We start from the raw sequence: 22,792 nt of genomic DNA on the forward strand, positions 1-22,792 counted from the left end.
TTCCATGACCGATACCGCCACCCTGCCTGCGGGCGTTCATGAAGACGGCAGCCCCGAGCGGCTGCAGATCGACACCATCCGCACCCTGTCGATGGACGCGGTGCAGGCGGCCAATTCGGGCCACCCGGGCACGCCGATGGCGCTGGCGCCGGTGGGCTGGACGATCTGGACGCAGTTCCTGCGCTACGACCCCGCGCATGCCGACTGGCCGAACCGCGACCGCTTCGTCCTGTCGGTCGGCCATGCGTCGATGCTGCTCTATTCGCTGCTGTACCTGGCCGGCGTCGAGGAGATCGACGCCGACGGCAACAAGAGCGGCCAGCCGGCGGTGAGCCTGGACGATATCCGCCAGTTCCGCCAGCTGGGATCGAAGACGCCGGGCCACCCCGAATATCGCCACACGACGGGTGTCGAGACGACCACCGGGCCGCTGGGCGCGGGTTGCGGCAATTCGGTGGGCATGGCGATCGCCGAACGCTGGCTGGCGGCGCGGTACAACACGCCCGACTTCGCGCTGTTCGACCACGACGTCTACACGCTGTGCGGCGACGGCGACATGATGGAGGGCGTGAGCGCCGAGGCCGCGTCGCTGGCCGGGCACCTGAAGCTGTCGAACCTGTGCTGGATCTACGACAGCAACCATATCTCGATCGAGGGCGGCACCGACCTGGCGTTCGACGAGGACGTGGGCAAAAGGTTCGAGGCCTATGGCTGGAACGTCATCCATGTCGACGATGCCAATGACGTCGCCGCGCTGACCGCCGCGATCCAGGCGTTCCGCGATGAGCAGGACCGCCCGACGATGATCGTCGTCCGCTCGGTGATCGGCTGGGGTTCCCCGCGCGCCGGCACCGAAAAGGCGCATGGCGAGCCGCTGGGCGCCGAGAATATCGTCAAGACCAAGGAAGCCTACGGCTGGCCGACCGACAAGGACTTCTACGTCCCCGAGGGCGTGAAGGAGGCGTTCGGCAAGGCGGTGAAGGACCGCGGCGGCGCGGCGCGCGACGAATGGGTCGCGCTGTTCGACCGCTATCGCGCGGCGCATCCCGACAAGGCGGCCGAGCTGGACGCGATGTGGAAGGACGAGCTGCCCGAAGGCTGGGACAGCGAGATCCCGGTGTTCGAGGCGGACGACAAGGGCGTCGCCAGCCGCGACGCGGGCGGCAAGGTGCTGAACGCGATCGCGAAGAAGGTGCCGTGGCTGCTGGGCGGCTCCGCCGACCTGGCGCCGTCGACCAAGACCGACATCAAGGGCGCCGCGTCGTTCGAGGCGGACAATTACGCCGGCAGCAATTTCCACTTCGGCGTGCGCGAACATGCGATGGGCGCGGTGGTCAACGGCATGTCGCTGTCGCACCTGCGCGGCTATGGCTCCACCTTCCTGGTCTTCCTCGATTACATGCGCGCGCCGGTGCGGCTGGCGGCGCTGATGGAGGTGGGATCGGTGTTCGTGTTCACGCACGATTCGATCGGCGTGGGCGAGGACGGGCCGACCCACCAGCCGATCGAGCATCTGGCGACGATGCGCGCGATCCCCGGCCTCGACACGATCCGCCCGTGCGACGCCAACGAGGTCGCCGCGGCATGGCGCGCGGTGATGAAGGAAGCCGGCACCCCCGCCGCGCTGGTGCTGTCGCGCCAGGCGCTGCCGACGCTGGACCGCGGCAAATACGCGAGCGCCGACGGGCTGGAGAAGGGCGCCTATGTCCTTGCCGACAGCGACGGCACGCCCGAGGTGATCCTGATCGCGACCGGTTCGGAAGTCGCGCTGGCGGTGAAGGCGTACGAGCAGCTGACGGGCGAGGGCGTGAAGGCGCGCGTCGTGTCGATGCCCAGCTGGTACCGCTACGAAGTGCAGGACGCCGCCTACAAGGAAAGCGTGCTGCCCCGCGCGGTGAAGGCGCGCGTCGCGATCGAGATGGCCGGATCGCTCGGCTGGGACCGCTATGTCGGGTACGAGGGGCGGCAGATCACCATGTCGACGTTCGGCGCCTCCGCCCCGATCGCCAAGCTGCAGGACAAGTACGGCTTCACGGTCGAGAACGTCGTGAAGGTGGCGAAGGAAGCGATGGCGGGCTGATCGTCATGCCGGGCTTGTTCCGGCATCCACCGCGCCAATATCATGAGGACGGACGTGTGGACGGGTGGACCCCGGAACATGTCCGGGGTGACGAAGGAGTGTGACGTGAGCAAGCTGCAGGATCTGAGCAACGCCGGCACCGCGGTGTGGCTGGACTTCGTGGACCGCAAGTTCCTGAACGCCGGCGGGCTGCAGAAGCTGGTCGACGAGGACGGGCTGAGCGGCGTCACCTCCAACCCGACGATCTTCGAGAAGGCGATGGGGTCGGGCGAAGCCTATGACGCGGGTTTCGCCGCGTTCGACAAGGCCAACCCCGGCGCGACCGCGATGGCGCGGTACGAGGCGCAGGCAGTGAAGGACATCCAGGCGGCGTGCGACACGCTGCGCCCGGTCTACGACCGGCTGGACGCCAAGGACGGCTATGTCAGCCTGGAAGTGTCCCCCTATCTGGCGATGAAGGGGCCGGAAACCGCCGAGGAGGCCGAGCGGCTGTGGCAGGCGGTGGACCGCCCCAATCTGATGATCAAGATCCCCGGCACCGACGACGGCGTGCGCGCGATCCGCGACACGATCGCCAAGGGGATCAACGTCAACGTGACGCTGCTGTTCTCGATCGCGGCCTATCAGAAGGTGGCGAACGCCTATGCCGAGGGGCTGGAGGAGCGCGCCGAAAAGGGCCTGCCGATCGACCGCATCGCCAGCGTCGCCAGCTTCTTCGTCAGCCGCATCGACAGCAAGATCGACGACAAGATCGACGCGGGCGTCGGCGGTGACGAGGCCAAGGCGCTGAAGGGCAAGGTGGCGATCGCCAACGCCAAGCTGGCCTATGCCTGGTACCAGGAGTTCATCGCGTCCGACCGCTGGCAGAAGCTGGCCGCCAAGGGCGGGCAGCCGCAGCGGCTGCTGTGGGCGTCGACCGGCACCAAGAACCCGGATTACCCGGACACGCTGTACGTCGACACGCTGATCGGGCCGGAGACGGTCAACACCATGCCGCCCAAGACGATGGATGCGTTCCGCGACCACGGCACCGTCGCGCAGACGCTGACCGACGACGTCGATGGCGCGAAGAAGGTACTGGCCGATGCCGAGCGGCTGGGGCTGGACCTGGACGGCGTCACCGCGACGCTGGTGGAGGAAGGCGTGGCGAGCTTCGCCACGTCGTTCGACGATCTGCTGAAGGTGATCGGGGAAAAGCAGCCGGCGTGATCGTGGACGGCGGGGGTGGTGGTTCCCGACCGCCGCCGGTGGTGCGGATACTGTGGATGAGCCGCGCGAAGATGCGAAGGTCATTGCTTCACGCGACGGCGTAGAAGGCGGCGGGTTTGGAGTGAATGCCGTCACTCCCCGCTTTCCGGCCGCAGATCGTCGTCGGAAAGTTCGTAAGCAAGAATCTCTCCCGGCTGGCACTCCAGGTAGCGGCAGATCGCCGCCAAAGTGGAGAAGCGTACGCCCTTCACCTTGCCCGACTTGAACAGCGACAGGTTGGATTCGGTGATACCGATCGCCTCGGCGAGTTCCTTCGAACGAACCTTTCGCTTCGCCAGCATGACGTCGAGGTTGACGATCATCGGCATCAGACGAAGCGATCCAGATCGCGTCGCGCTTCCAGCGCCGCTTCCACCGCCCAGATCGCGGCGTAAGCGGCAAGGGCGAGCAGCAGCCCGCCGGCGATCGGTGCGAGCGTGACCGTCGTCACGACCTGAAAGCCGGATGGCGTGCCCGGCGACAGCCATGTTTCCAGCGCACTTTCGTAGACGGGGCCGGCGAGCGCCCAGACGATCGCTGCCAGCGATGCGTAGCGTAGCCATGGCAATGCCCGTTCCAGCGTGTCGACGCCGGTGCCACCCAGCCGCCGCAATGCCACGCCGATGCTGCCAAGCAGCACCATGAATGGCAGCAGGTCGATCGCCCTGATCGCCGCCAGCCCGGCGCGCACATCGGCCCGCGCGGCGTAGGTTTCCAATCGGGCACGGGCGCGAGGCGATTCCTCGATGCCGGCCCGGGTTTCTTCCGGCAGCAGCGCCGTCGCGCTTGCTTTCCAGACACAGCCATAGCCGCCACCGCAGATCGGTGTCGCGCCCGGCGTCAGTCCGGCGAACGCGATCACGATCGGCATCACCGCCGCCGCCAACAGGAACATCATACCCGCCCAGCGGCACAGGCGTGCCTTTCCAGCAGGTAGAAAATAGCCGTCTTTCATCAATATCTTTCTGTTTGACAGAAATTCTTTGCTATCTTACGCCATTTCCGGCGGGCGGGCGACGCCTGTTTGAAGGGGCAGCTACATGATCGGTGCATGGAAACGCGCGCTTGGCGCGGCGATGGCGTTCGTCTCGACGACAGCGGTGGCGAAGGAGCACGCCGGCCCGATGGACGATCCGGCGCTTTCGGCGCGGCCGGAAATCGCGGTCGGCGCTTTCGACCATGGTTCCAATTTCCACCCGCTGGGCGACAAGCTGTTTGCGCCCGCGACGCCGGCGGGCGTGCTGTATGAAGGCGAGGAGGAATATGGCACCGCCGACATCCAGCTTTCGTATCGCTCCGCCCCCATACGCTTCGTTCTGAAGCCGCGCGTCACCGCCAAGGTGCAGATCAACACCGCCGGACGCACCAATTTTGCGAGCCTGGGCGCGGAATGGCGCCAGCATGCGCTTGGCGACCGGATCTATGGTCAGATCGGCATCAGCGTGACCGTGCATGACGGCTATCGCTTCACCCCGGATCCGTTCGCGCCGGGCATTTCCGACGCCGAGGCGCGGCGACGCTACGACATCTATCGCAGGCGCACGTCGTGGGGATCGCGTGTGCTGTTTAATCCCAATGCCGCGATCGGCGTGCGGCTGAACCGGCGCTGGGCCGCCGAACTGGCGTGGGAGCATTTCAGCCACCGCCGGATATTTTCGGACACCAACCCCGGTATCGACACGCTGGGCATCCGGCTGGTGCGCAGGCTGGGCCGGTAACCCCCCGCTTACCCCGCCAGGAACGGCGCGGCGATGTCCGGGCGGACGCGCATCAGGCGGCCGGTGGCGCGGTCGAGCAAGGCCCAGGTGGTGATCGCCTCCACCCGGACGCGGCCGTCGGCGCCGGTGAAGCGGACGTGGCGGTCGAAGCGCGCGCCGCGCGGCGGCTGGGGTACCCAAGTTTCGCCGGTCACCGTCTCCCCTTCGGTCACGTTGCCGCGATAGTCGATTTCGTGGCGGGTCACGACCCATACCATCGTGTCGCGATGTTCGGGCGGGGCGATCGCATCCCAGTGCGCGACCGCCAGGTCCTGGATCCAGCGGACCCAGACGGCATTGTTGACGTGCCCCAGTTCGTCGATGTCGGCCGCAGCGGCGGTGAAGGATTGCCGGAAGGTCATGATGTGCGGCTCCTTTGCCGGTAGATCAGCGCCGCGGCCAGCCCGGCGCCGACGATGCCGCCGACCAGCCACCACAGCCGCGAATCGTGCGCCAGCCGGCCCAGCACCGCCTCGAACGCATGGCCGAACCAATAGCCGATCGAACAGAAGATGATGCCCCAGCTGATCGCGGACAGCGCATTGACCGTCGCGAACAGCCGCGGCGCGACGCCGGTGGTGCCGATCGCGATCGGGCTGATCGTGCGGAAGCCGTAGATGAAGCGGAAGGCGAAGATGAAGCCGACCGGATGGCGTTCCAGCATCGCCAGCGCACGCGCGAACGCGGGCTTGGCCCGCGCGGCGGCGACCCAGCGATGGTCGCGCATCCGCCGCCCGGCGAAGAACCACGCCTGATCCGCGCAGAACGATCCCGTCGCCGCGGCGATCATCGCGGCCCACAGCGGGAAGTAATGCTGGTGCGCCAGCACGCCGCCGGCGACGACCGCGGCCTCCCCCTCCAGCGCGGCGCCGGCGAACAGCGCGGCGAGGCCGTATTTCGCGACGATCGCCTCGATCGTCATGCGCGCCGGCCGCGCGGGGGCGTCACCCTGGATTGCGGGACAGCCCCGGCATGACCGGGTAGCGGGTGGCCGCTCACTCCGCGATGCCAAGCTGCCACAGGACGAAGGCGTGCTCCTCCGCGCCCTCGCGCAGCGATTCGAAGCGGCCGGACTTGCCGCCGTGGCCGGCGCCCATGTTGGTCTTGAGCAGCAGGACGTTGTCGTCGGTCTTGGTCGCGCGCAGCTTCGCGGCCCATTTCGCCGGTTCCCAATAGGTGACGCGCGGATCGTTCAGCCCGCCGGAGATGAACAGCGGCGGATAATCCTGCGCGCGGACATTGTCGTAGGGGGAATAGGAACGGATCAGCTCGAACGCGGCCTTGTCCTCGACCGGATTGCCCCATTCGGGCCATTCGCCCGGCGTCAGCGGCAGCGTTTCGTCGAGCATCGTGTTGAGCACGTCGACGAACGGCACGTCGGCGATCACCGCGCCCCAAAGGTCCGGATCGGAATTGACCACCGCGCCCATCAGCTCGCCGCCCGCCGAGCGGCCCGCGATCGCGATCCGCCCCGCGCTGGTCCAGCCGCCAGCGACCAGCCCCTTCGCCACGTCGACGAAATCGGTGAAGGTATTGGTGCGCTTTTCCAGCTTGCCGTCGTGATACCATTGCTGGCCCAGATCGTCGCCGCCGCGGATATGCGCGATGGCATAGGCGAAGCCGCGGTCGAGCAGGCTGAGCCGCCCGGTCGAGAAGCCCGGCGGAATCGCATGGCCGTAGGCGCCATAGGCATAGAGGAACAGCGGGCGCGACCCGTCGCGCGGGAAGCCGGCCGGATAGACGATCGACACCGGGATGGCGGTGCCGTCGCGCGCGGGGATCGTCAGCCGTTCGGTCGCGTAGCGCGCGGCGTCATAGCCGCAGGGGATCTCCTGCACCTTCAGCACCGTCAGCGCGCCGGTGGCGGTGTCATAGTCGTAGACGGTGCCGGGGGTGACCATCGATTCGTAGCCGAGGCGGATCACGCTCTGGTCGTATTCGGGATTGTCGCCGGTGCCCGCGGTATAGCTCGCCTCCGGGAAGGGGATGCGGCGCGGGGGGACGGCGGGGTCGTAGGAATGCAGCTCGATCTGGTCCAGCCCGTCCTCGCGCCCCTCCACCACGAAGAAGTCGCGGAAGCATTCCACCCCGGTCATGTAGAAATGCGGGCTGGGCGCGATCCGCTGCGTCCAGTCGCCGGGCGCGGCGATCGGTGCGGTGACCAGCCGCCACATCGGATCGGTATCGTTGGTGTGGATGAACAGCGTGTCGCCGTGGGTGTCGACGTCATATTCGCGGCCGGGCAGGCGCGGCGCGACCAGGAGCGGCGCGGCGAACGGATCGGCGGCGGGCAGCAGCCGCACCTCGCTGGTGACGTGATCGCCGGTGGCGATGACGATCCAGCGCCGGTCGCTGGTTTCCCCCACCGCGACGCGATAGCCCTCGTCCGCCTCGTGATAGAGTTCGACGTCCTGCGCCGGATTGGTGCCCAGCCGGTGGAAGCGGGCATTGTCGGTGCGCCATTCCTTGTTCGCCAGGCCGTAGAGGAAGCCGCTGTCGTCCGCCGCCCAGACGATGTCGGACAGCATCCCCGGGATGACATCGGGCAGCAGCGCGCCGGTGGCGAGGTCCTTCACATGGATGGTGAAGCGTTCCGAGCCGTTGTCGTCGATCGCATAGGCGAGCTTCGTCGCGTCGTTCGACACCGCGAAGGCGCCGAGGCGGAAATATCCCTTCCCGGCGGCCAGCGCGGGTTCGTCGAGCAGCAGTTCGTCCGCGCCGCCCGCCATCGGGCGCCGCCACCACAGCCGGTACTGGCCGCCGGTTTCGAACGCGGTCCAGTAGAGATAGTCGCCGTCCTTCTGCGGCACGGAGGATTCGTCCTCCTTGATGCGCGCCTTCATCTCGTCGTACAGGCGATCGACCAGCGGGCGATGCGGCGCCATCTGCGCCTCGAAATAGGCGTTCTCCGCCTCCAGATACGCCAGCACGTCCGGATCGGTGACGTCGGGATAGTTCGGATCCTTCAGCCAAGCCCAGGGATCGTCGATGGTGATGCCGTGGGCGGTGAACGAATGCGGGCGCTGCGGCGCGATCGGGGGGGTAAGCGTCATGCCGTGCGTGATAGCCGCGGACTTGATCGCGGGTCCATGCCCGCGCACATCGCCGGGCATGATCGTCACCCGTTTCGCCCCGTCGCCCACCGGGCGGCTGCACATGGGCCATGCCCTGTCCGCGATCCTGGCGCACGACATGGCGCGCGCGGGCGGCGGGCGGTTCCTGCTCAGGATCGAGGATATCGACGGGACGCGCAGCCGCGACGAACATGTCGCGACGATCGTCGACGACCTGGCGTGGCTGGGGCTGGCGTGGGACGGGCCGGTGGTGCGCCAGTCGGCGCGGCTGGACCGGTACGCCGCGGCGCTGGAGCGGCTGCGCCAGATGGGGCTGTTGTATCGCTGCTATTGCACGCGCGCGGAGATCGCGGACGCGATGAGCGCGCCGCACGGGCCGGTCGCGGCCTATCCGGGGACGTGCCGGGGCGTGCCGATGCGCGATGCGCCGCATTGCTGGCGGATCGACATGGCAGCGGCGGTGGCGCGCGTGGGCGCGCTGAGCTTCACCGATTACGCGCGGACGATCGCGGCCGATCCGCTGGCGCAGGGCGACGTGGTGCTGGCGCGCAAGGATGCGCCGGCCAGCTATCACCTGGCGGTGACGGTGGACGATGCCGCGCAGGGCGTGACCGACGTGGTGCGCGGGCGCGACCTGTTCGAGGCGACGCACGTCCACCGGCTGTTGCAGGCGCTGCTGGAGCTGCCGGTGCCGCGCTACCACCACCATGCGCTGCTGACCGGCGCGGACGGCGAGCGGCTGGCCAAGCGCCACGGCGCGCCGACGCTGGCGGCGATGCGCGAGGCGGGCGAGGACGGGCGCGCGGTGGCGGCGCGGTTGCGGGCGGGGGAGGGATGGGGTGACATGCCGGGGGCTGGACAATCTGTCGCATTGCCCAGCCGGCCCGCGCATCCTACATTCGGGTCATGAACACGTTCCTCGTCATCCTGCTGATCGCGGCGATGATCGCCACGGTGGTCGCGTTGGTGCGCGGCATCGTCTCGTTCCTTCAGGATGCGTCCGCGGAGGCGCGCGGGACCGGCGGCGGGCCGACCGCGGCGCAGCTGAAATCGAACCGCATGATGCAGATGCGCGTCTTCTTCCAGGCGCTGGCGGTGCTGATCGTGGTCGTCATCCTGTTCGCGGCCGGGCGCACCTGACGCGCTCATGGTCAAGCTGAACCGTATTTACACGCGGACCGGCGATGCCGGGACGACCGGGCTGGTCGACGGCAGCCGTGTGGCCAAGCATGACGCGCGGATGCAGGCGATCGGCGACGTGGACGAGGCGAACAGCGTCATCGGCGTCGCGATCACCTCGCTGCCCGAAGGCGAGGTGACGCGCGAACTGTCGCGGGTGCAGAACGACCTGTTCGACCTGGGGGCGGACCTGGCGACGCCGGGAGAGGATTTCGCCCCGTCGGAGATGGTGCTGCGCGTCGTCCCGGCGCAGGTTGCGCGGCTGGAGCAGGCGATCGACGCGCTCAACGCCGGACTGCCGCCGCTGACCAGCTTCATCCTGCCGGGCGGTGCGGCCGCCGCGCTGCATGTCGCGCGCGCGACGGTGCGGCGCGCGGAACGATCCGCCGTGGCGATGGGCGATGCCGCCAATCCGCAGGCGCTGGCGTACCTCAACCGTTTGTCGGATTACCTGTTTGTCGCATGCCGGCACGTGAACAAAAACGCCGGTGGCGACGTTTTGTGGGTAGCAGGGGCCAACCGCTGAGACGCGCGTGATCTTCTGCATGCCGGAAGGGCCGGCGCGCGGGAGACGGGTTCATGGAAGCGCAGCGGCAGGAAGCGGCAGGGTGCGCCGATGACGCGCAGCGCGCGCTGTCGGAACGCTATCGCGCCGTCCGCGAACTGACGGTGGCGCTGGTCGCGCCGCTGTCCGATGCCGATGCCACGGTCCAGTCGATGGACGATGCGTCGCCCGCCAAATGGCATCTGGCGCATACGACATGGTTCTTCGAAACCTTCGTCCTGCGCGATCACGTTCCCGATTACCGGCTGCACGACGAACGCTTCCCGTTCCTGTTCAACAGCTATTACGAGGCGGAAGGGCGGCGGCACGCGCGCGCGCGGCGCGGGATGGTGACTCGCCCGACGCTGGACGAGGTGCGCGGCTATCGCGCGGCGGTGGATGCGGCGGTGCTGGCGGCGATCGGCACGCTGCCGCAGGCGGCGCGTGCGCTGGTGGCGCTGGGCTGCCACCACGAGGAGCAGCACCAGGAATTGCTGGTCACCGACATGCTGCACCTGTTTTCCGAAAACCCGCTGGAGCCGGCGATCTGGCCGGCGGCGCGCAAGGTGCCGGTGGCGATGCCCGGTCCGATCGGGTGGATCGCGCGCGACGAAGCGGTGGTGGAGATCGGCCATGCCGGCGAGGCGTTCGCGTTCGATTGCGAGGGGCCGCGCCACCGCGCGCTGGTGCCCGCGCATGCGATCGCCGACCGCACCGTCACCAACGGCGAATGGGCCGCGTTCATCGCCGACGGCGGCTATCGCGACGCGCGCTGGTGGCTGTCCGACGGCTGGGCATGGGTGCAGCGCGAGGGCGTCGAGGCGCCGCTATATTGGGAAATGCGCGACGGCGTGTGGACGCGTTTCGGGCTGGACGGGCGGCGCGTGGTCGATCCGGCGGCGCCGGTGACGCATGTCAGCTTCTTCGAGGCGGATGCCTATGCCAGCTGGGCGGGCGCACGATTGCCGACCGAGTTCGAATGGGAAGCCGCCGCCGCCGCGCATGACGCCGCGGGGGGCAACCAGCTGGACGTGGCCGGCGCGATCGAGCCGCGGCCGTCCGCCGGCGGGCCGGCGTTCTTCGGCGACGTGTGGGAATGGACCGGTTCGGCGTATCGACCCTATCCCGGTTTCCGCGCCGCCGATGGCGCGGTCGGCGAATATAACGGCAAGTTCATGAGCGGGCAGTTCGTGCTGCGCGGCGGCAGCTGCGCCACGCCGCGTGGTCACGCACGCGCGTCCTACCGCAATTTCTTCTACCCCCATCAACGCTGGCAATTCACCGGCGTGCGCCTGGCAAAGGACCTGTGACGCGATGCTGAAGCCCGAGATCGAGGATGGCCAGACCCGGCTGGCCGACCCGCAATTCCGCGCCGACGTGCTGTCGGGGCTGGCGCGCCGCCCGCGCGCGATCCCGGCGCGCTGGTTCTACGACCATCGCGGGTCGCAATTGTTCGAACAGATCACCGAACTGCCCGAATATTATCCGACCCGCACCGAGACCGCGCTGCTGCAATCGCTGTGCGGCGATTTGCGCGAGGCGGTGGGCGAGGGCCGCGCGGTGGTGGAATTCGGTTCGGGATCGTCGACCAAGACGCCGATCCTGCTCGAATGCCTGAACCCCGGTGCCTATGTGCCGATCGACATTTCCGGCGATTTCCTGCGCGAATCGGTGCGCCCGCTGGCGCAGCGTTTCCCGGAATTGCTGATCCTGCCGTTCGAGGCGGATTTCACCCGCCCGCTGACGCTGCCGCGCACGATCGAGGACATGCCCAAGCTGGGCTTCTTCCCCGGATCGACGATCGGCAACCTGATCCCGCTGGCGGCGATCGACCTGCTGCGGGCGATGCGCGCGTCGCTGAAGGAAGGCGCGATGCTGCTGATCGGGATGGACCGGATCAAGGGCGAGGAGGTGCTGGTCCCCGCCTATGACGATGCGCAGGGGGTGACCGCGGCGTTCAACCTCAACCTGCTGGAGCGGATCAACCGCGAGCTGGACGGGACGATCCCGGTCGATGCGTTCCGCCACAAGGCGGTGTGGAACGACGACCGCGCACGGATCGAGATGCATCTGGAGGCGACCGCCGACGCCGCGTTCGAGGTGGAGGGCCGCACGTTCGACATCGCCGCGGGCGAGACGATCCATACCGAGAACAGCCACAAATACGGCCCGCGCGACGCGCGCATCCTGCTGCGCGCGGGCGGGTGGACGCCGGTGCGCGAATGGACCGACGCCGACGGCCGGTTCGCGGTGATCCTGGCGGAGGCGCAGGCGGAACGGCCCGCGCCCTGAGCGGGCGCCTTCCGGTCAGTCGACGGTCACGCGCGCGCGCCAGGTGGTGATATAGTCGTAGGCGCCGCGGCATTCGCCCATCTGCGCCTGCTCGACCAGGCGGAAGCGCGCGCCGTCCCAGGCGAACGCCTGTCGCGACCCGCAATCGCCCAGCCCGCGCCCGCGCACGAACGAGCTGAGCCGGCGGGTGCGCGCGTCCCAGTCGCCGTTGATGATCTGGTTCACGGGCGTGTTGCCGAACGTCGACGGCGCGTCGAGGACGGCCGGGGCGGGCTTGCCCTTGTCACCCGCGACGAACAGGCTGGTGTAGATATTGTACGCGCCGTTGCCGCACGGATGCTCGATCGCGATCAGCGAGTGGGTGGCGTCCAGCCGGTAGGAGCGCGGCTTCACCGGGCCGATCGCATATTGGCACGACGCATTGTCGCGGCCGATCAGCTGCGCGGCCTCCTTCGGCGAGATGGTGCGCGGCGGGGCGACGAGCGCGGGCGCCTGGCGGATCACCGGCAGCGGCGGGACCGGCGGCACCGCCGAGGCGGGGCGCGCGCCGGGGCGGACCAGCGCGGTGCGGGTGCCGACGCGCTGCTGCGCCTCGTCCACCGCCAGCAGGCTGGCCGACAGCCCCGACAGCGACGCGCGCGCCAGCGTGCGCCCGCGCGCATCGGCCAGCGTCGCCTGCCGCCCGCCGAGCAGGGCCGCCGCGATCGCGCCCTGGAACGGCAGCGCCAGCCCGGCGCCCTTGCCCGGTGCGACGATCTGCGCCACCGGCTTGCCGTCCACCGCGAACGACAGGCGTGCGCCCGCCGCGACGGTATCGGGGACCGGCACCTGCAGCTGCGCGGGGGCGGTGGCCGCGCCGTCGCGGCGCAGCACCAGCATCAGATAGCCGTCGCCGTCCGCAGCGTCGGGCACCAGCGCCACCGCCTGGCACGCGCGCTGGTTGTCGCAGCCCATGATCCAGTCGGTGAAGGTGCGCAGGTCGCCGGGCGCATGAGCGGCGGCGGGGGCGACCAGCAACAGCGCGAGCGGCGCGATCATCGCCGCACCACGCGCACGCGCCACAAGGGCAGGAATTCCGGATTGCCGCGACATTCGCGCATCTCGTTCTGGTCGGTCAGTCGCAGCATCGCCCCATCCCATACGAACGCCTGCGCTACGCCGCAGTCGCCCAGTCCCCGGCCCTTGGCATAGCTGCTCAGCACGCCGCCGTCGAATGTCGCGTTGACGACGCTGGGCACCGGCGTTTCGGGATCGGCGCCGCTGGCGGCGAACCCGGCGGGCGCATCGACGCGCGCGGGCGCGGGCTTGCCGTCGCGCACGACGAACAGCGCCTGCACCTCGTTATAGGCGCCCATCGAACAGGGCAGCAGCACCAGCGTCGCGCCGCCGCCCAGCGCATGCGCCTCGGCGGTCCAGGGTTCGCCGTCGGGGCGCTTCGTCTCGCAACGGCCGGTCGCCTGCATCGCGGCGAGCAGCGCGGGGGTGATCGCGGCGGGGCGCCCGGCGGGCGTGGGGGCGACCACGACCGGCAGCGCGGGGGCGGCGGGGACGCGCGCTGCGGGGGCGGTGCCGCGCGCCACGGCGGCGGTGACCGTGCCGACGCGCCCCTGCCGATCGTCGAGATAACGCAGCGCCGCCGACGCGCCCGCCAGCGACACCGCGCCCAGCGCCGCGCCGTCGCGCCCGCGCACCTGCATCGCGCGGCCGTTCGCCATCGCCGCGACGACCGCCGCGGCACGCGCGCCGGTCAGCCCGTCGCCGGCCAGCGCGAAGCTGCGCCCGTCGACGACGATCGCGGCGGGGGCGGGCTTCTCCTCGATCGCGGACAGCGACAGCGCGAAGCCGCCCGCCGGCCCGGCATCGCGCGCGACCGACAGCGTAAAGGCGGGAAAATCGCCGGCATCGCCGGGCGCGAGCGAGGCCATGGTACAGCGCGCGCCATTGTCGCACGCCACCGCCCAGTCGCGGAAGGTGCGCGGTTCGGCCGGCGCGGGGCGGGTGTGGGTGTCGGCGGCGGTTGTCGGCGTGGGCGTGGGCGCGGCGGTGGTCGCGGTCGCGGTCCGGTTCGTCGGCGCCGCATCGGGCGCGGGGGAGGAACAGGCCGCGAGCATGCCGATCGCCGCCGTCGCGCCATATGCCGTCCACCGCATCGCCATCTCCGTGCTGGTCTGTTCGCCGTGCGCGTGTCTAAAGGGGAAACGCCATGAACGGGAGATGATGATGCAGGCTGTCGGAGTGATCGGCGCGGGCCAGATGGGCGCGGGGATCGCGCAGGTTTCCGCCGCCGCGGGCTATCGCGTGCTGTTGAGCGACGTGGACCAGGCGCGCGCCGAGGCGGGCAAGGCAGGGATCGCCAAACGGCTGGCGCGCGACGTGGAGAAGGGCAAGATCGACGCCGGGGCGCGCGACCGCGTGCTGGAGCGGATCGAGCCGATCGGCGACGTCGCGGGCATGGCCGCGTGCGGGCTGGTGATCGAGGCGGCGACCGAGCGCGAGGAGATCAAGCGCGCGATCTTCGCGAAGGTCGGCGCAGTGCTGGGGCATCAGGCGGTGCTGGCGTCGAACACCTCGTCGATCCCGATCACGCGGCTGGCGCAGGCCAGCCCCGATGCCGCGCGCTTCATCGGGGTGCATTTCTTCAACCCCGTGCCGGTGATGGGGTTGATCGAGGTGATCCGCGGGCTGGCGACGTCGGATGCGACGGTCGCGACGGTCGAAACCTATGCCGCGGCGCTGGGCAAGCGCGTGGTGCACGCCAATGACGCGCCGGGCTTCATCGTCAACCGCGTGCTGATGCCGATGCTGAACGAGGCGTGCTTCGCGCTGGGCGAGGGCGTGGCGTCGATCCGCGATATCGACGCGGCGGTGCAGCTGGGGCTGAACCACCCGATGGGGCCGCTGACGCTGGCCGATTTCATCGGGCTGGACACCTGCCTGGAGATCACGCGCGTGCTGTTCGAGGGGACCGGCGACCCGAAGTTCCGGCCCGCGCCGCTGCTGGTCAAATATGTCGAGGCGGGCTGGTACGGGCGCAAGACCGGGCGCGGGTTCTACGATTATTCGGGCGCGGAGCCGGTGCCGACGCGGTGAGGGTGTGATGCTGCACCGGGGTTGCGCGGTGTGGCGCAACGCTCCGGCCTTCGCCGGAGCACGGGTGGGTTGGGTGTTCGTGCTCCTGCGCAGGCAGGAGCGCAGGGTTTCGGGTGGTGTCGTTCGTGGCTCCGGGTTCCTGCGTGCGCAGGAACCCGGAGGTGCGCGTCAGGCGGCAAAGGGGGCGAGGCGGGTGCGGATGCGGTCGAGGACCGTGGCGCCGGACAGGTCGGGGACGAACGGCTGGCCGGTGATCGTCTCATACGCCTCGACATAGACCGCGCTGGTCGCGGCGATCAGTTCGTCGGGGATGGCGGGAAGATCGGCGGCGTAGGGATCGGCGCGTTCGGCGACCCAGGCGCGCACGACGTCCTTGTCGAAACTGTCCGGGCGTTCCCCCGCCGCGACGCGCGCGTCATAGGTCGCGGCCTTCCAGAAGCGGCTGCTGTCGGGGGTGTGGACCTCGTCCGCCAGCAGGATGCGGCCGTCGGCGTCGACGCCGAATTCGTACTTGGTATCGGCCAGGATCAGCCCGCGTTCCGCCGCCATCGCCTGCCCGCGCGCGAACAGCGCCAGCGCGGTGGCGCTGACCTCCTCCCACTGCGCAGGCGTCAGCAACCCGGCGTCGAGGATTTCCGCCGGGGTCAGCGGGCGATCGTGCCCGCCGTCGAATTCCTTGCTGGTCGGCGTGATGATCGCCTCGGGCAGCCGCTGGTTGGCCACCAGACCGTCGGGCAAAGTGGTGCCGTACATCGCGCGCTGCCCCGCCTTGTACAGCGTCAGGATCGAGGTGCTGGTCGTCCCCGCCAGATAGCCGCGCACGACGATCTCCACCGGCAGGATCGTCAGCCGCCGGCACAGGAGCACGTTGGGATCGGGATAGTCGATGACGTGGTTGGCGCAGATGTCGGCCGTCGCCTCGAACCAGAAGCGCGCGACCTGCGTCAACACCTGCCCCTTGAACGGCACGGCGCACAGGATGCGGTCGAACGCGCTCAGCCGGTCGCTGGCGACGATCAGCCGGCGTCCGCCCGGCAGATCGTAATTGTCGCGCACCTTCCCCCGGTAATGGTTCGGGAGGAACGGCAGGTCGACGCGGTCGAGGACGCGCGGCGCGGCGGTGGCGGTCATGCAGGGATCTGCTGGCTGATGCAGTGGAAGCTGCCGCCGCCGGTCAGGATCGCATCGGCGCGCAGCCCCACGACGTCGCGGGTCGGGAACAATGCGCGGATCGCCTCCACCGCGGCATCGTCCTGCGGCGTGCCGTACAGCGGGACGACCACCGCGGCATTGCCGATGTAGAAGTTCATGTAGCTGGCGGGCACGACTTCCTCATCGCGCAACACGCGGCCGGGGGAGGGGACCAGCACCACCTCCACCCCCGCGGCGCGGGCGCGCAGGGCGGCATCCTGATAGATGCGCCAATTGGGGTCGTTGTCGGCCGCCTGCGGGATGGCGAGGCGGTTTTCGCCGACGAACCGCGCGAGATTGTCGACATGCCCGTCGGTATGATCGTTGATGAGGCCGTCGCCCAGCCACAGCACGCGCGTCAGCCCCAGATCCTCGTTCAGCCGCCGCTCGATCGCCTCGCGCGTCAGCTCGGGATTGCGATTGGGGTTGAGCAGGCATTGTTCGGTGGTGACGACCAGCCCGGTGCCGTCGCCGTCGATCGCGCCGCCTTCCAGGATCCAGTCGCACGGCAGGATCGACAGCCCGCGCCGCCGCGCCAGCCGCGCGCCGATATCCTCGTCGCCGGGCAGGTCGTATTTGCCGCCCCAGCCGTTGAACCCGAAATCGCGCGCACGCGCGTCCCCGCCGATGATCGGCGCAGTATCGCGCAGCCAGATGTCGCCGAACGGTTCGACGACCAGTTCGGCGAACGGCGCCAGCGCGCGCGCGGCGGCCGCGGCCTCGTCATCGGCGGCAACCAGCAGCACCTGTTCGCCGCGCCCGCCGGCATGGACCGCGCGGGCGAAGGCGACCACCTCCGTGCGCGCCTCGTCCAGATCGTCGCCCCACAATTCGGGGTGGCTGGGAAAACCGATCCATACCGCCTTGTGCGGCGCCCATTCGGCGGGCGGGGTCAGCATCGAGGTCATTGCGGAAACGTTCCTTATTTCGCGGACGTAGCGGCCGCGGCGCGGCTCTTGTCGCGGATCGCGCGGAATTCGTCGCCGGCGACCCAGTTGGGCCAGACGTCGCTGTCCGCCAGCGAGCGGCCGAGCGTGTAGTAGAGCTGGACGTCGCGGGCAACGCCGGTCCAGTCCCAGGCCGGGTCATATTCGTCCTTCGGCCCGTGATAGCGGTGCGCCTCGTAATCCTCGGCCGCGGCCTTGCCCGCCGTGCGCCCGCCCTTCACCAGATCGTCGCCGCCCTCGAAATAGACCATCGGCACGCCGCGCTTGGCGAAGCTGAAATGGTCGGAGCGGTAGTAGAAGCCCTTTTCCGGGGTCGGCTCCGCGCTGGCGACGCGGCCCTGCGTGGCGAGCGCGCGGTCGAGCCAGCCGTCGAGGTCGGACTTGCCCTTGCCGATCACCACGACGTTCCTGGCCGGGCCGGCCATCGACAGCGCGTCCATGTTGACCCCCGCGACCGTCCGCGCGAGCGGATAGAGCGGGTTGGCGGCGTAATATTCGGAGCCGAGCAGCCCCGATTCCTCGCCCGTCACCGCCAGGAAGATCTGGCTGCGCGCGGGCGCGCCGGCCTTCGCATTCGCCTCCGCCAGCGCGACCAGCGCGGCGGTGCCGGTGGCATTGTCGATCGCGCCGTTGCAGATGTCGTCGCCGTCGGGCGCCGCCTCGCACCGGCCCAGATGGTCCCAGTGCGCGGAATAGAGGACATAGTTGTCCGGCCGCGTCCTGCCCGGCAGCACGCCGACGACGTTGCGCGACATGTGCTTGCGGATCGCATTGTCGAACGACACCGATGCGGTGACCCCCTTCAGCGCGACGGCGCGGAAGCCCTTGCGCTTCGCGGCGGCGGCGAGCGTTTCGAAGGACTGCCCGGCCTGCGCGAACAGGCGCTGCGCGGCGTCGTGCTGGATCCAGCCGATCGCGGCGCTTTCGCCCGCGCCGCCATCCGTCGAATCGGCCAGCTGCTGCGCGCCGGTCCAGCTGGACTGGACGACGTTCCAGCCATAGGCGGCGGGCGCCGTCTGGTGCACGATGATCGCGGCGGCGGCGCCGTGGCGGGCGGCTTCCTCATATTTGTAGGTCCAGCGGCCGTAATAGGTCATCGCGCGGCCGTTGAAGAGCCCGCCGACGTCCGGCTGCTGCCAGTCGGGATCGTTGACCAGGATCAGCACCGTCTTGCCGCGCACGTCGATGCCCGCGTAATCGTCCCAGCCCTTTTCGGGGGCGGTGATGCCATAGCCGACGAAGACGACCGGGCTGTCCTTCACCGCGACATGCGGCTGGATGCGGTGCGTGCCGATCACCATCTGCGGCCCGTAGGCGAGCGCGATCGGCGCGCCGGCGCCCGAGAAGGTGAGCGGCGAGACGTTCTTCGCCGTCATCTCCACCAGCGGCACGTCCTGGTACCAGCTGCCCTTGTTACCGGGCGCGAGGCCGGCGGCGGCGAACCGCTTCGCCAGATAGGCGACGGTCTTCTCCTCGCCCGCGGTGCCCGGCGCGCGGCCTTCGTAGGCATCCGACGACAATTCCTTCGTCACGTCCTTCAGCGTCGCTTCCGATATGGGCGGTGCGGTCTGCGCGGCGGCGGGCACGGCGGTGAGCGCGAGGAACGGGAGGGCGAGGGTACGCAGGCGCATGAAACGAGGCTCCGACCGGGAGAAGGCGTTGGGGCCTTCTGCCAATCGCCGCGGCGGCTGTCCACGCGGGCGTTGGCAAAGCGGCTTGTGACACGGCGATCCGCGCCATAGCATGGCGGCGGGGACATGATCGGGGGGAAGGTGATGATCGGTCGGCGATCGGCGGCGGTGGCGTGCGTGCTGCTGGCGGGGGCGGCGATGCCGGGCGCGGCGATGTCGGCTGCAGCGATGTGGGGTGCGGGGGCGCAGGCACCGGCGGCGAAGGACGCGCCCGCGAAGCCCCAGACGCTGGCCGAGCGGTTCGGCGCGCGCGAGAACGTGCGCCAGATCAGCATGTCGCCCGACGGGCGGCGGGTGGCGATCCTGACGTCGATGGGCACACGCGGCGATGCCGCCGTCATCGTCGATGCCGACACCGGCGCGACGACGCCGATCGGTCTGAGCGACGGCAACGGATTGCAGCCGGTGCGTTGCGGCTGGTCGTCGCCGACGCGGATCGTGTGCAAGCTGTACGGGATCAGCGACGCGCTGGAGCGGCGGGTGTCCTATACCCGGCTGGTCGGGTTCGATGCCGACGGCACGCACCTCCTGCCGCTGGGGCGCAAGCTGCGCGGACTGGCATCGCGCCCCAACCAGTTCGACGGCAATGTCATTGACTGGCGATCGGGCGACGGCTGGGTGCTGATGTCGCGCGACTTCGTCCCCGAAGCGGACGCCACCGGGTCGAACATCCGCGGGACCGGGTCGCGCGACGGGCTGGGCGTCGAGCTGGTCGATACGGTCACCGGCAAGGCGCAACTGGTCGAGCGGCCCGACAGCGAGGCGACCGATTACCTCGCCGACGGCCAAGGCAACATCCGCATCAAGGAGGTGATGCCGCGCGACGGCACCGGCCTGCTGACCGGGGAGACCATCTATCGCTACCACCCGACGGGCGGCGGTGGCGGCGGCTGGCAGCCGTTCAGCCGCGCGCGGGCGAACAGCCACGACGCGCTGGAGCCGTTGGCGGTCGACGGGACGCGCGACGTGGCATTTGCCACGCGCGGGCTGAACGGGCGGCTGGCGCTGTACAGCGTCAAGCTGGACGGTTCGATGGCGACCGAGCTGGTCGCCAGCAACCCAGAGGTCGACGTGACATCGGTGGTGACGATCGGGCGGCGCGGGCGCGTGATCGGCGCCACCTATGTCACCGACCGGCGGCAGACCGACTATTTCGACCCGGATTATCGCAAGCTGGCCGCGGCGCTGGCGCGGGCGCTGCCCCGGACGCCGCTGATCCGCTTCGTGGGCGCGAACGCCGACGAAAGCCAGCTGCTGGTGTTCGCGGGCAGCGACGTCGATCCGGGCACCTATTACCGCTTCACCAAGGCGACGCGCCGGCTGGACGCGCTGGTCGGCGCGCGCCCGGCGCTGGACGGCGTGGCGATGGGCGAGATGAAGGCGGTGCGCTTCCCCGCCGCCGACGGGACGATGGTGCCCGCCTATCTGACGCTGCCGCCGGGTGGCGCGGCCAGGAAGCTGCCCGCGATCGTGATGCCGCATGGCGGGCCGTCGTACCGCGACGAATGGGGGTTCGACTGGCTGGTGCAGTTCTTCGCCGCGTCCGGCTACGCCGTGATCCAGCCGCAATATCGCGGATCGTCGGGCTATGGCGACGGCTGGTTCGCCAACAACGCCTTCCGCTCGTGGGAGCAGGCGATCAGCGACGTCGCCGATGCCGGCCGCTGGCTGGTGAAGGAGGGGATCGCCGATCCGAAGAAGCTGGGGATCCTCGGCTGGTCCTATGGCGGCTATGCCGCATTGCAGGCCAATGTGATCGACCCCGACCTGTTCCGCGCGGTGGTGGCGATCGCGCCGGTGACCGATCTGGCGGCGACCAAGCGCGAGGCGGTCGGCTTCACCAACCGCGTGCTGGTGGCCGAGCAGATCGGATCGGGCGAGGCGGTGGCGAAGGGATCGCCCGCGCGCCACGCCGACCGGTTCAAGGCGCCGGTGCTGATGTTCCACGGCGACACCGACCTGAACGTCGGCGTCGCGCAGTCGCGGCTGATGGACAAGCGGCTGCGCGATGCGGGCAAGGCATCGACGCTGGTGGTGTTCCCCAAGCTGGACCACCAGATCGACGATAGCGCCGCCCGCAGCGATATGCTGGCGAAGAGCGACGCGTTCCTGAAGGCGGCGTTCGGCGGGTAGGGGGAACCCAGGTCGTCCCCGGCGCGGGCGGGGGTTCTGGGCGGCATGAGCGCGGCGCTCTTTACGCGGAGACTCCGGCGTTCGCGGGACGTTTGCAAAGCCCATGCCGTCATGCCGGACCAGTTCCGGCATCCACGTTTCCGCACACAGGCAAGTGCCTGATTTCGCGGCGCCATGGACCCCGGAACAAGTCCGGGGTGACGGAGGGGCTGGCGCGCTTGTGTTCCGGCGGGGGCGGGAACCCAGGGTTGGTAGGGTAACGGGCGTTGCGCTTCGCAACCCTGGGCTCCGGCCTTCGCCGGGGCACGGTGGTGCCGGGAAGTGGGGGAAACGAAAAAGGGCGGCCCGTAGCGGGGCCGCCCTTTTTCGTTTCGGTCCGGGGGGCGACGCGGCGGAGCCGCGTCGTCGGTCCTCGCCTGGGCGAGGCCGGCCGGTAGCCGGATTCTATTCTGCGCGTTAGCGCGAGTAGAATTCGACGACCAGGTTCGGTTCCATCTTCACCGGATAGGGCACCTCGTCCAGCGTCGGCACGCGCACGAAGGTGATCTTCGAATTGCCGTCAGCCGCGACGTAGTCGGGCACTTCGCGCTCGGCCAGCTGCTGCGCTTCCATGACCAGCGCCATTTCCTGCGCCTTGTTGCCCAGCGAGATTTCGTCGCCGACGTTGACGCGGCGCGAGGCGACGTTGCACTTCACGCCGTTGACGCGGATGTGGCCGTGGCTGACCAGCTGGCGCGCGGCGAAGATCGTCGGCGCGAACTTGGCGCGGTAGACGATCATGTCCAGGCGACGCTCGAGCAGGCCGATCAGGTTCTGCGAGGTATCGCCCTTCATGCGCGACGCTTCGTCATAGGCGTGGCGGAACTGCTTTTCCGTCACGTCGCCGTAATAGCCCTTCAGCTTCTGCTTGGCGCGCAGCTGGATGCCGAAGTCCGACATCTTGCCCTTGCGGCGCTGGCCGTGCTGGCCGGGGCCGTATTCGCGCTTGTTCACCGGGGACTTGGGACGGCCCCAGATGTTCTCGCCCATGCGGCGATCGAGCTTGTACTTGGCGCTGTGGCGCTTCGACATGTGTGTTCCTTGCAATATGCGAACGACGTTGGTCCCGGTCTTCGCGCTGCATCGTCCCGTGGTTGAGATAAGGCAGGCCCGCCGCTTCACCGGGGTGCGGGGGCGATTGCGAAGCGGCGCGCCTAGCCGGGAGGGGGCGGCGAGTCAAGCTGGACGGCGCGGCGCGGGGCGGATAGCAGCCGGGGCATGAACCCGATCCTTCCCGGTGCCGATTGTACCACCATGGCCGAGGTGCGCGCCGGCGTCGACGCGCTGGACCGCGAACTGGTGGCGATGTTGCGGCGTCGCTTCGACTATATGGACGCCGCCGCGCGCATCAAGCCGGCACGCACCGCGGTGCGCGACGAGGCGCGCAAGGCGCAGGTGATCGCGCAGGCGCGCGCCGCCGCCGAGGCCGCCGGCCTGCCGGGCGAGGCGATCGCGGCGCTGTGGGAGCAACTGGTCGAGGCGTCGATCGCCTACGAACTGGCGGCGTTCGACCGGCGCGCGGGATAG

The 22,792-nt window shown here is 69.6% G+C and carries 22 protein-coding genes; 11 read left to right on the forward strand and 11 right to left on the reverse strand.

Going from position 1 to position 22,792, the window contains the following annotated elements:
- The first annotated feature begins 4 nt into the window (after positions 1–4).
- Together tkt and tal are read left to right on the forward strand one after the other, a co-directional pair.
- A complete protein-coding gene (gene tkt / locus COA07_RS08005) occupies positions 5–2,080 on the forward strand; it encodes a transketolase (RefSeq protein WP_066709694.1) in 2,076 nt (691 codons plus the stop codon).
- Between the two features lie 105 nt (positions 2,081–2,185).
- Positions 2,186–3,289 carry a transaldolase gene (gene tal, locus COA07_RS08010; protein ID WP_066709703.1) on the forward strand — a complete coding sequence of 368 codons (1,104 nt, stop codon included), beginning with the start codon at positions 2,186–2,188 and terminating at the stop codon, positions 3,287–3,289.
- Positions 3,290–3,420: 131 nt separating this feature from the next.
- Here the strand turns inward: tal and COA07_RS08015 are convergent, their stop codons facing one another.
- Complete coding sequence (locus COA07_RS08015) at positions 3,421–3,657, reverse strand: helix-turn-helix domain-containing protein (RefSeq protein WP_066709688.1); 237 nt, start codon at positions 3,655–3,657, stop codon at positions 3,421–3,423.
- Positions 3,657–4,283: a hypothetical protein gene (locus COA07_RS08020; protein ID WP_245842095.1), complete on the reverse strand. Its 627-nt coding sequence runs from the start codon at positions 4,281–4,283 to the stop codon at positions 3,657–3,659. The genes COA07_RS08015 and COA07_RS08020 overlap by 1 nt, the downstream gene beginning before the upstream one ends.
- Positions 4,284–4,368: 85 nt before the next feature.
- Here COA07_RS08020 and COA07_RS08025 point away from each other — a divergent pair, with 85 nt between their 5' ends.
- Positions 4,369–5,046, forward strand: coding sequence for an acyloxyacyl hydrolase (locus tag COA07_RS08025; RefSeq protein WP_066709683.1), 678 nt, complete (start codon positions 4,369–4,371; stop codon positions 5,044–5,046).
- Positions 5,047–5,054: 8 nt separating this feature from the next.
- Here the strand turns inward: COA07_RS08025 and COA07_RS08030 are convergent, their stop codons facing one another.
- The 3 genes from COA07_RS08030 to COA07_RS08040 form a co-directional block, all read right to left on the reverse strand.
- A complete protein-coding gene (locus COA07_RS08030; protein ID WP_066709680.1) occupies positions 5,055–5,447 on the reverse strand; it encodes an acyl-CoA thioesterase in 393 nt (130 codons plus the stop codon).
- Positions 5,444–6,007, reverse strand: coding sequence for a DedA family protein (locus COA07_RS08035; protein ID WP_066709677.1), 564 nt, complete (start codon positions 6,005–6,007; stop codon positions 5,444–5,446). Before COA07_RS08035 ends, COA07_RS08030 begins: the two co-directional genes overlap by 4 nt.
- 73 nt (positions 6,008–6,080) lie before the next feature.
- Positions 6,081–8,138, reverse strand: a complete 2,058-nt coding sequence (locus tag COA07_RS08040; protein WP_066709701.1) for a S9 family peptidase — start codon at positions 8,136–8,138, stop codon at positions 6,081–6,083.
- A 58-nt stretch (positions 8,139–8,196) separates the two neighbouring features.
- Here COA07_RS08040 and gluQRS point away from each other — a divergent pair, with 58 nt between their 5' ends.
- The 5 genes from gluQRS to egtD are packed head-to-tail and all read left to right on the forward strand — an operon-like array spanning position 8,197 to position 12,174.
- Positions 8,197–9,069, forward strand: a complete 873-nt coding sequence (gene gluQRS, locus COA07_RS08045) for a tRNA glutamyl-Q(34) synthetase GluQRS (protein WP_066709674.1) — start codon at positions 8,197–8,199, stop codon at positions 9,067–9,069.
- Positions 9,066–9,299, forward strand: coding sequence for a twin transmembrane helix small protein (locus COA07_RS08050; protein ID WP_066709671.1), 234 nt, complete (start codon positions 9,066–9,068; stop codon positions 9,297–9,299). Before gluQRS ends, COA07_RS08050 begins: the two co-directional genes overlap by 4 nt.
- Positions 9,300–9,306: 7 nt before the next feature.
- Positions 9,307–9,864, forward strand: a complete 558-nt coding sequence (locus COA07_RS08055; RefSeq protein WP_066709669.1) for a cob(I)yrinic acid a,c-diamide adenosyltransferase — start codon at positions 9,307–9,309, stop codon at positions 9,862–9,864.
- 53 nt (positions 9,865–9,917) lie between these two features.
- Positions 9,918–11,192: an ergothioneine biosynthesis protein EgtB gene (gene egtB / locus COA07_RS08060; RefSeq protein ID WP_066709662.1), complete on the forward strand. Its 1,275-nt coding sequence runs from the start codon at positions 9,918–9,920 to the stop codon at positions 11,190–11,192.
- Between the two features lie 4 nt (positions 11,193–11,196).
- A complete protein-coding gene (gene egtD / locus COA07_RS08065; protein WP_066709661.1) occupies positions 11,197–12,174 on the forward strand; it encodes an L-histidine N(alpha)-methyltransferase in 978 nt (325 codons plus the stop codon).
- 15 nt (positions 12,175–12,189) lie between these two features.
- Here egtD and COA07_RS08070 read toward each other — a convergent pair whose 3' ends face one another.
- Both COA07_RS08070 and COA07_RS08075 read right to left on the reverse strand, forming a co-directional pair.
- Positions 12,190–13,212, reverse strand: coding sequence for a DUF1176 domain-containing protein (locus tag COA07_RS08070; RefSeq protein WP_169924225.1), 1,023 nt, complete (start codon positions 13,210–13,212; stop codon positions 12,190–12,192).
- Positions 13,209–14,324, reverse strand: a complete 1,116-nt coding sequence (locus tag COA07_RS08075; RefSeq protein ID WP_096640890.1) for a DUF1176 domain-containing protein — start codon at positions 14,322–14,324, stop codon at positions 13,209–13,211. Before COA07_RS08075 ends, COA07_RS08070 begins: the two co-directional genes overlap by 4 nt.
- Positions 14,325–14,394: 70 nt before the next feature.
- Between COA07_RS08075 and COA07_RS08080 the strand changes: the two genes are divergently transcribed.
- Positions 14,395–15,264, forward strand: a complete 870-nt coding sequence (locus COA07_RS08080; protein ID WP_066709660.1) for a 3-hydroxyacyl-CoA dehydrogenase NAD-binding domain-containing protein — start codon at positions 14,395–14,397, stop codon at positions 15,262–15,264.
- Between the two features lie 168 nt (positions 15,265–15,432).
- Here the strand turns inward: COA07_RS08080 and COA07_RS08085 are convergent, their stop codons facing one another.
- The 3 genes from COA07_RS08085 to COA07_RS08095 are packed head-to-tail and all read right to left on the reverse strand — an operon-like array spanning position 15,433 to position 19,033.
- Positions 15,433–16,395, reverse strand: coding sequence for a phosphoribosylaminoimidazolesuccinocarboxamide synthase (locus tag COA07_RS08085; protein ID WP_066709656.1), 963 nt, complete (start codon positions 16,393–16,395; stop codon positions 15,433–15,435).
- Complete coding sequence (locus COA07_RS08090; RefSeq protein WP_066709652.1) at positions 16,392–17,363, reverse strand: agmatine deiminase family protein; 972 nt, start codon at positions 17,361–17,363, stop codon at positions 16,392–16,394. Before COA07_RS08090 ends, COA07_RS08085 begins: the two co-directional genes overlap by 4 nt.
- 14 nt (positions 17,364–17,377) lie before the next feature.
- Positions 17,378–19,033, reverse strand: coding sequence for a M28 family metallopeptidase (locus COA07_RS08095; protein ID WP_066709650.1), 1,656 nt, complete (start codon positions 19,031–19,033; stop codon positions 17,378–17,380).
- Positions 19,034–19,159: 126 nt separating this feature from the next.
- On the opposite strand from COA07_RS08095, the gene COA07_RS08100 reads away from it, so the two are divergent.
- Positions 19,160–21,226 carry an alpha/beta hydrolase family protein gene (locus tag COA07_RS08100; RefSeq protein ID WP_281254082.1) on the forward strand — a complete coding sequence of 689 codons (2,067 nt, stop codon included), beginning with the start codon at positions 19,160–19,162 and terminating at the stop codon, positions 21,224–21,226.
- A 456-nt stretch (positions 21,227–21,682) separates the two neighbouring features.
- On the opposite strand, the gene rpsD is transcribed toward COA07_RS08100, so the two are convergent.
- Positions 21,683–22,297: a 30S ribosomal protein S4 gene (rpsD, locus tag COA07_RS08105; RefSeq protein WP_066709648.1), complete on the reverse strand. Its 615-nt coding sequence runs from the start codon at positions 22,295–22,297 to the stop codon at positions 21,683–21,685.
- 186 nt (positions 22,298–22,483) lie between these two features.
- Between rpsD and COA07_RS08110 the strand changes: the two genes are divergently transcribed.
- Positions 22,484–22,792 (forward strand): chorismate mutase, encoded by a 309-nt coding sequence (locus COA07_RS08110; protein WP_066709645.1) that lies wholly within the window; start codon positions 22,484–22,486, stop codon positions 22,790–22,792.

The organism is Sphingomonas adhaesiva (genome assembly GCF_002374855.1).
Taxonomy (GTDB): domain Bacteria; phylum Pseudomonadota; class Alphaproteobacteria; order Sphingomonadales; family Sphingomonadaceae; genus Sphingomonas; species Sphingomonas adhaesiva.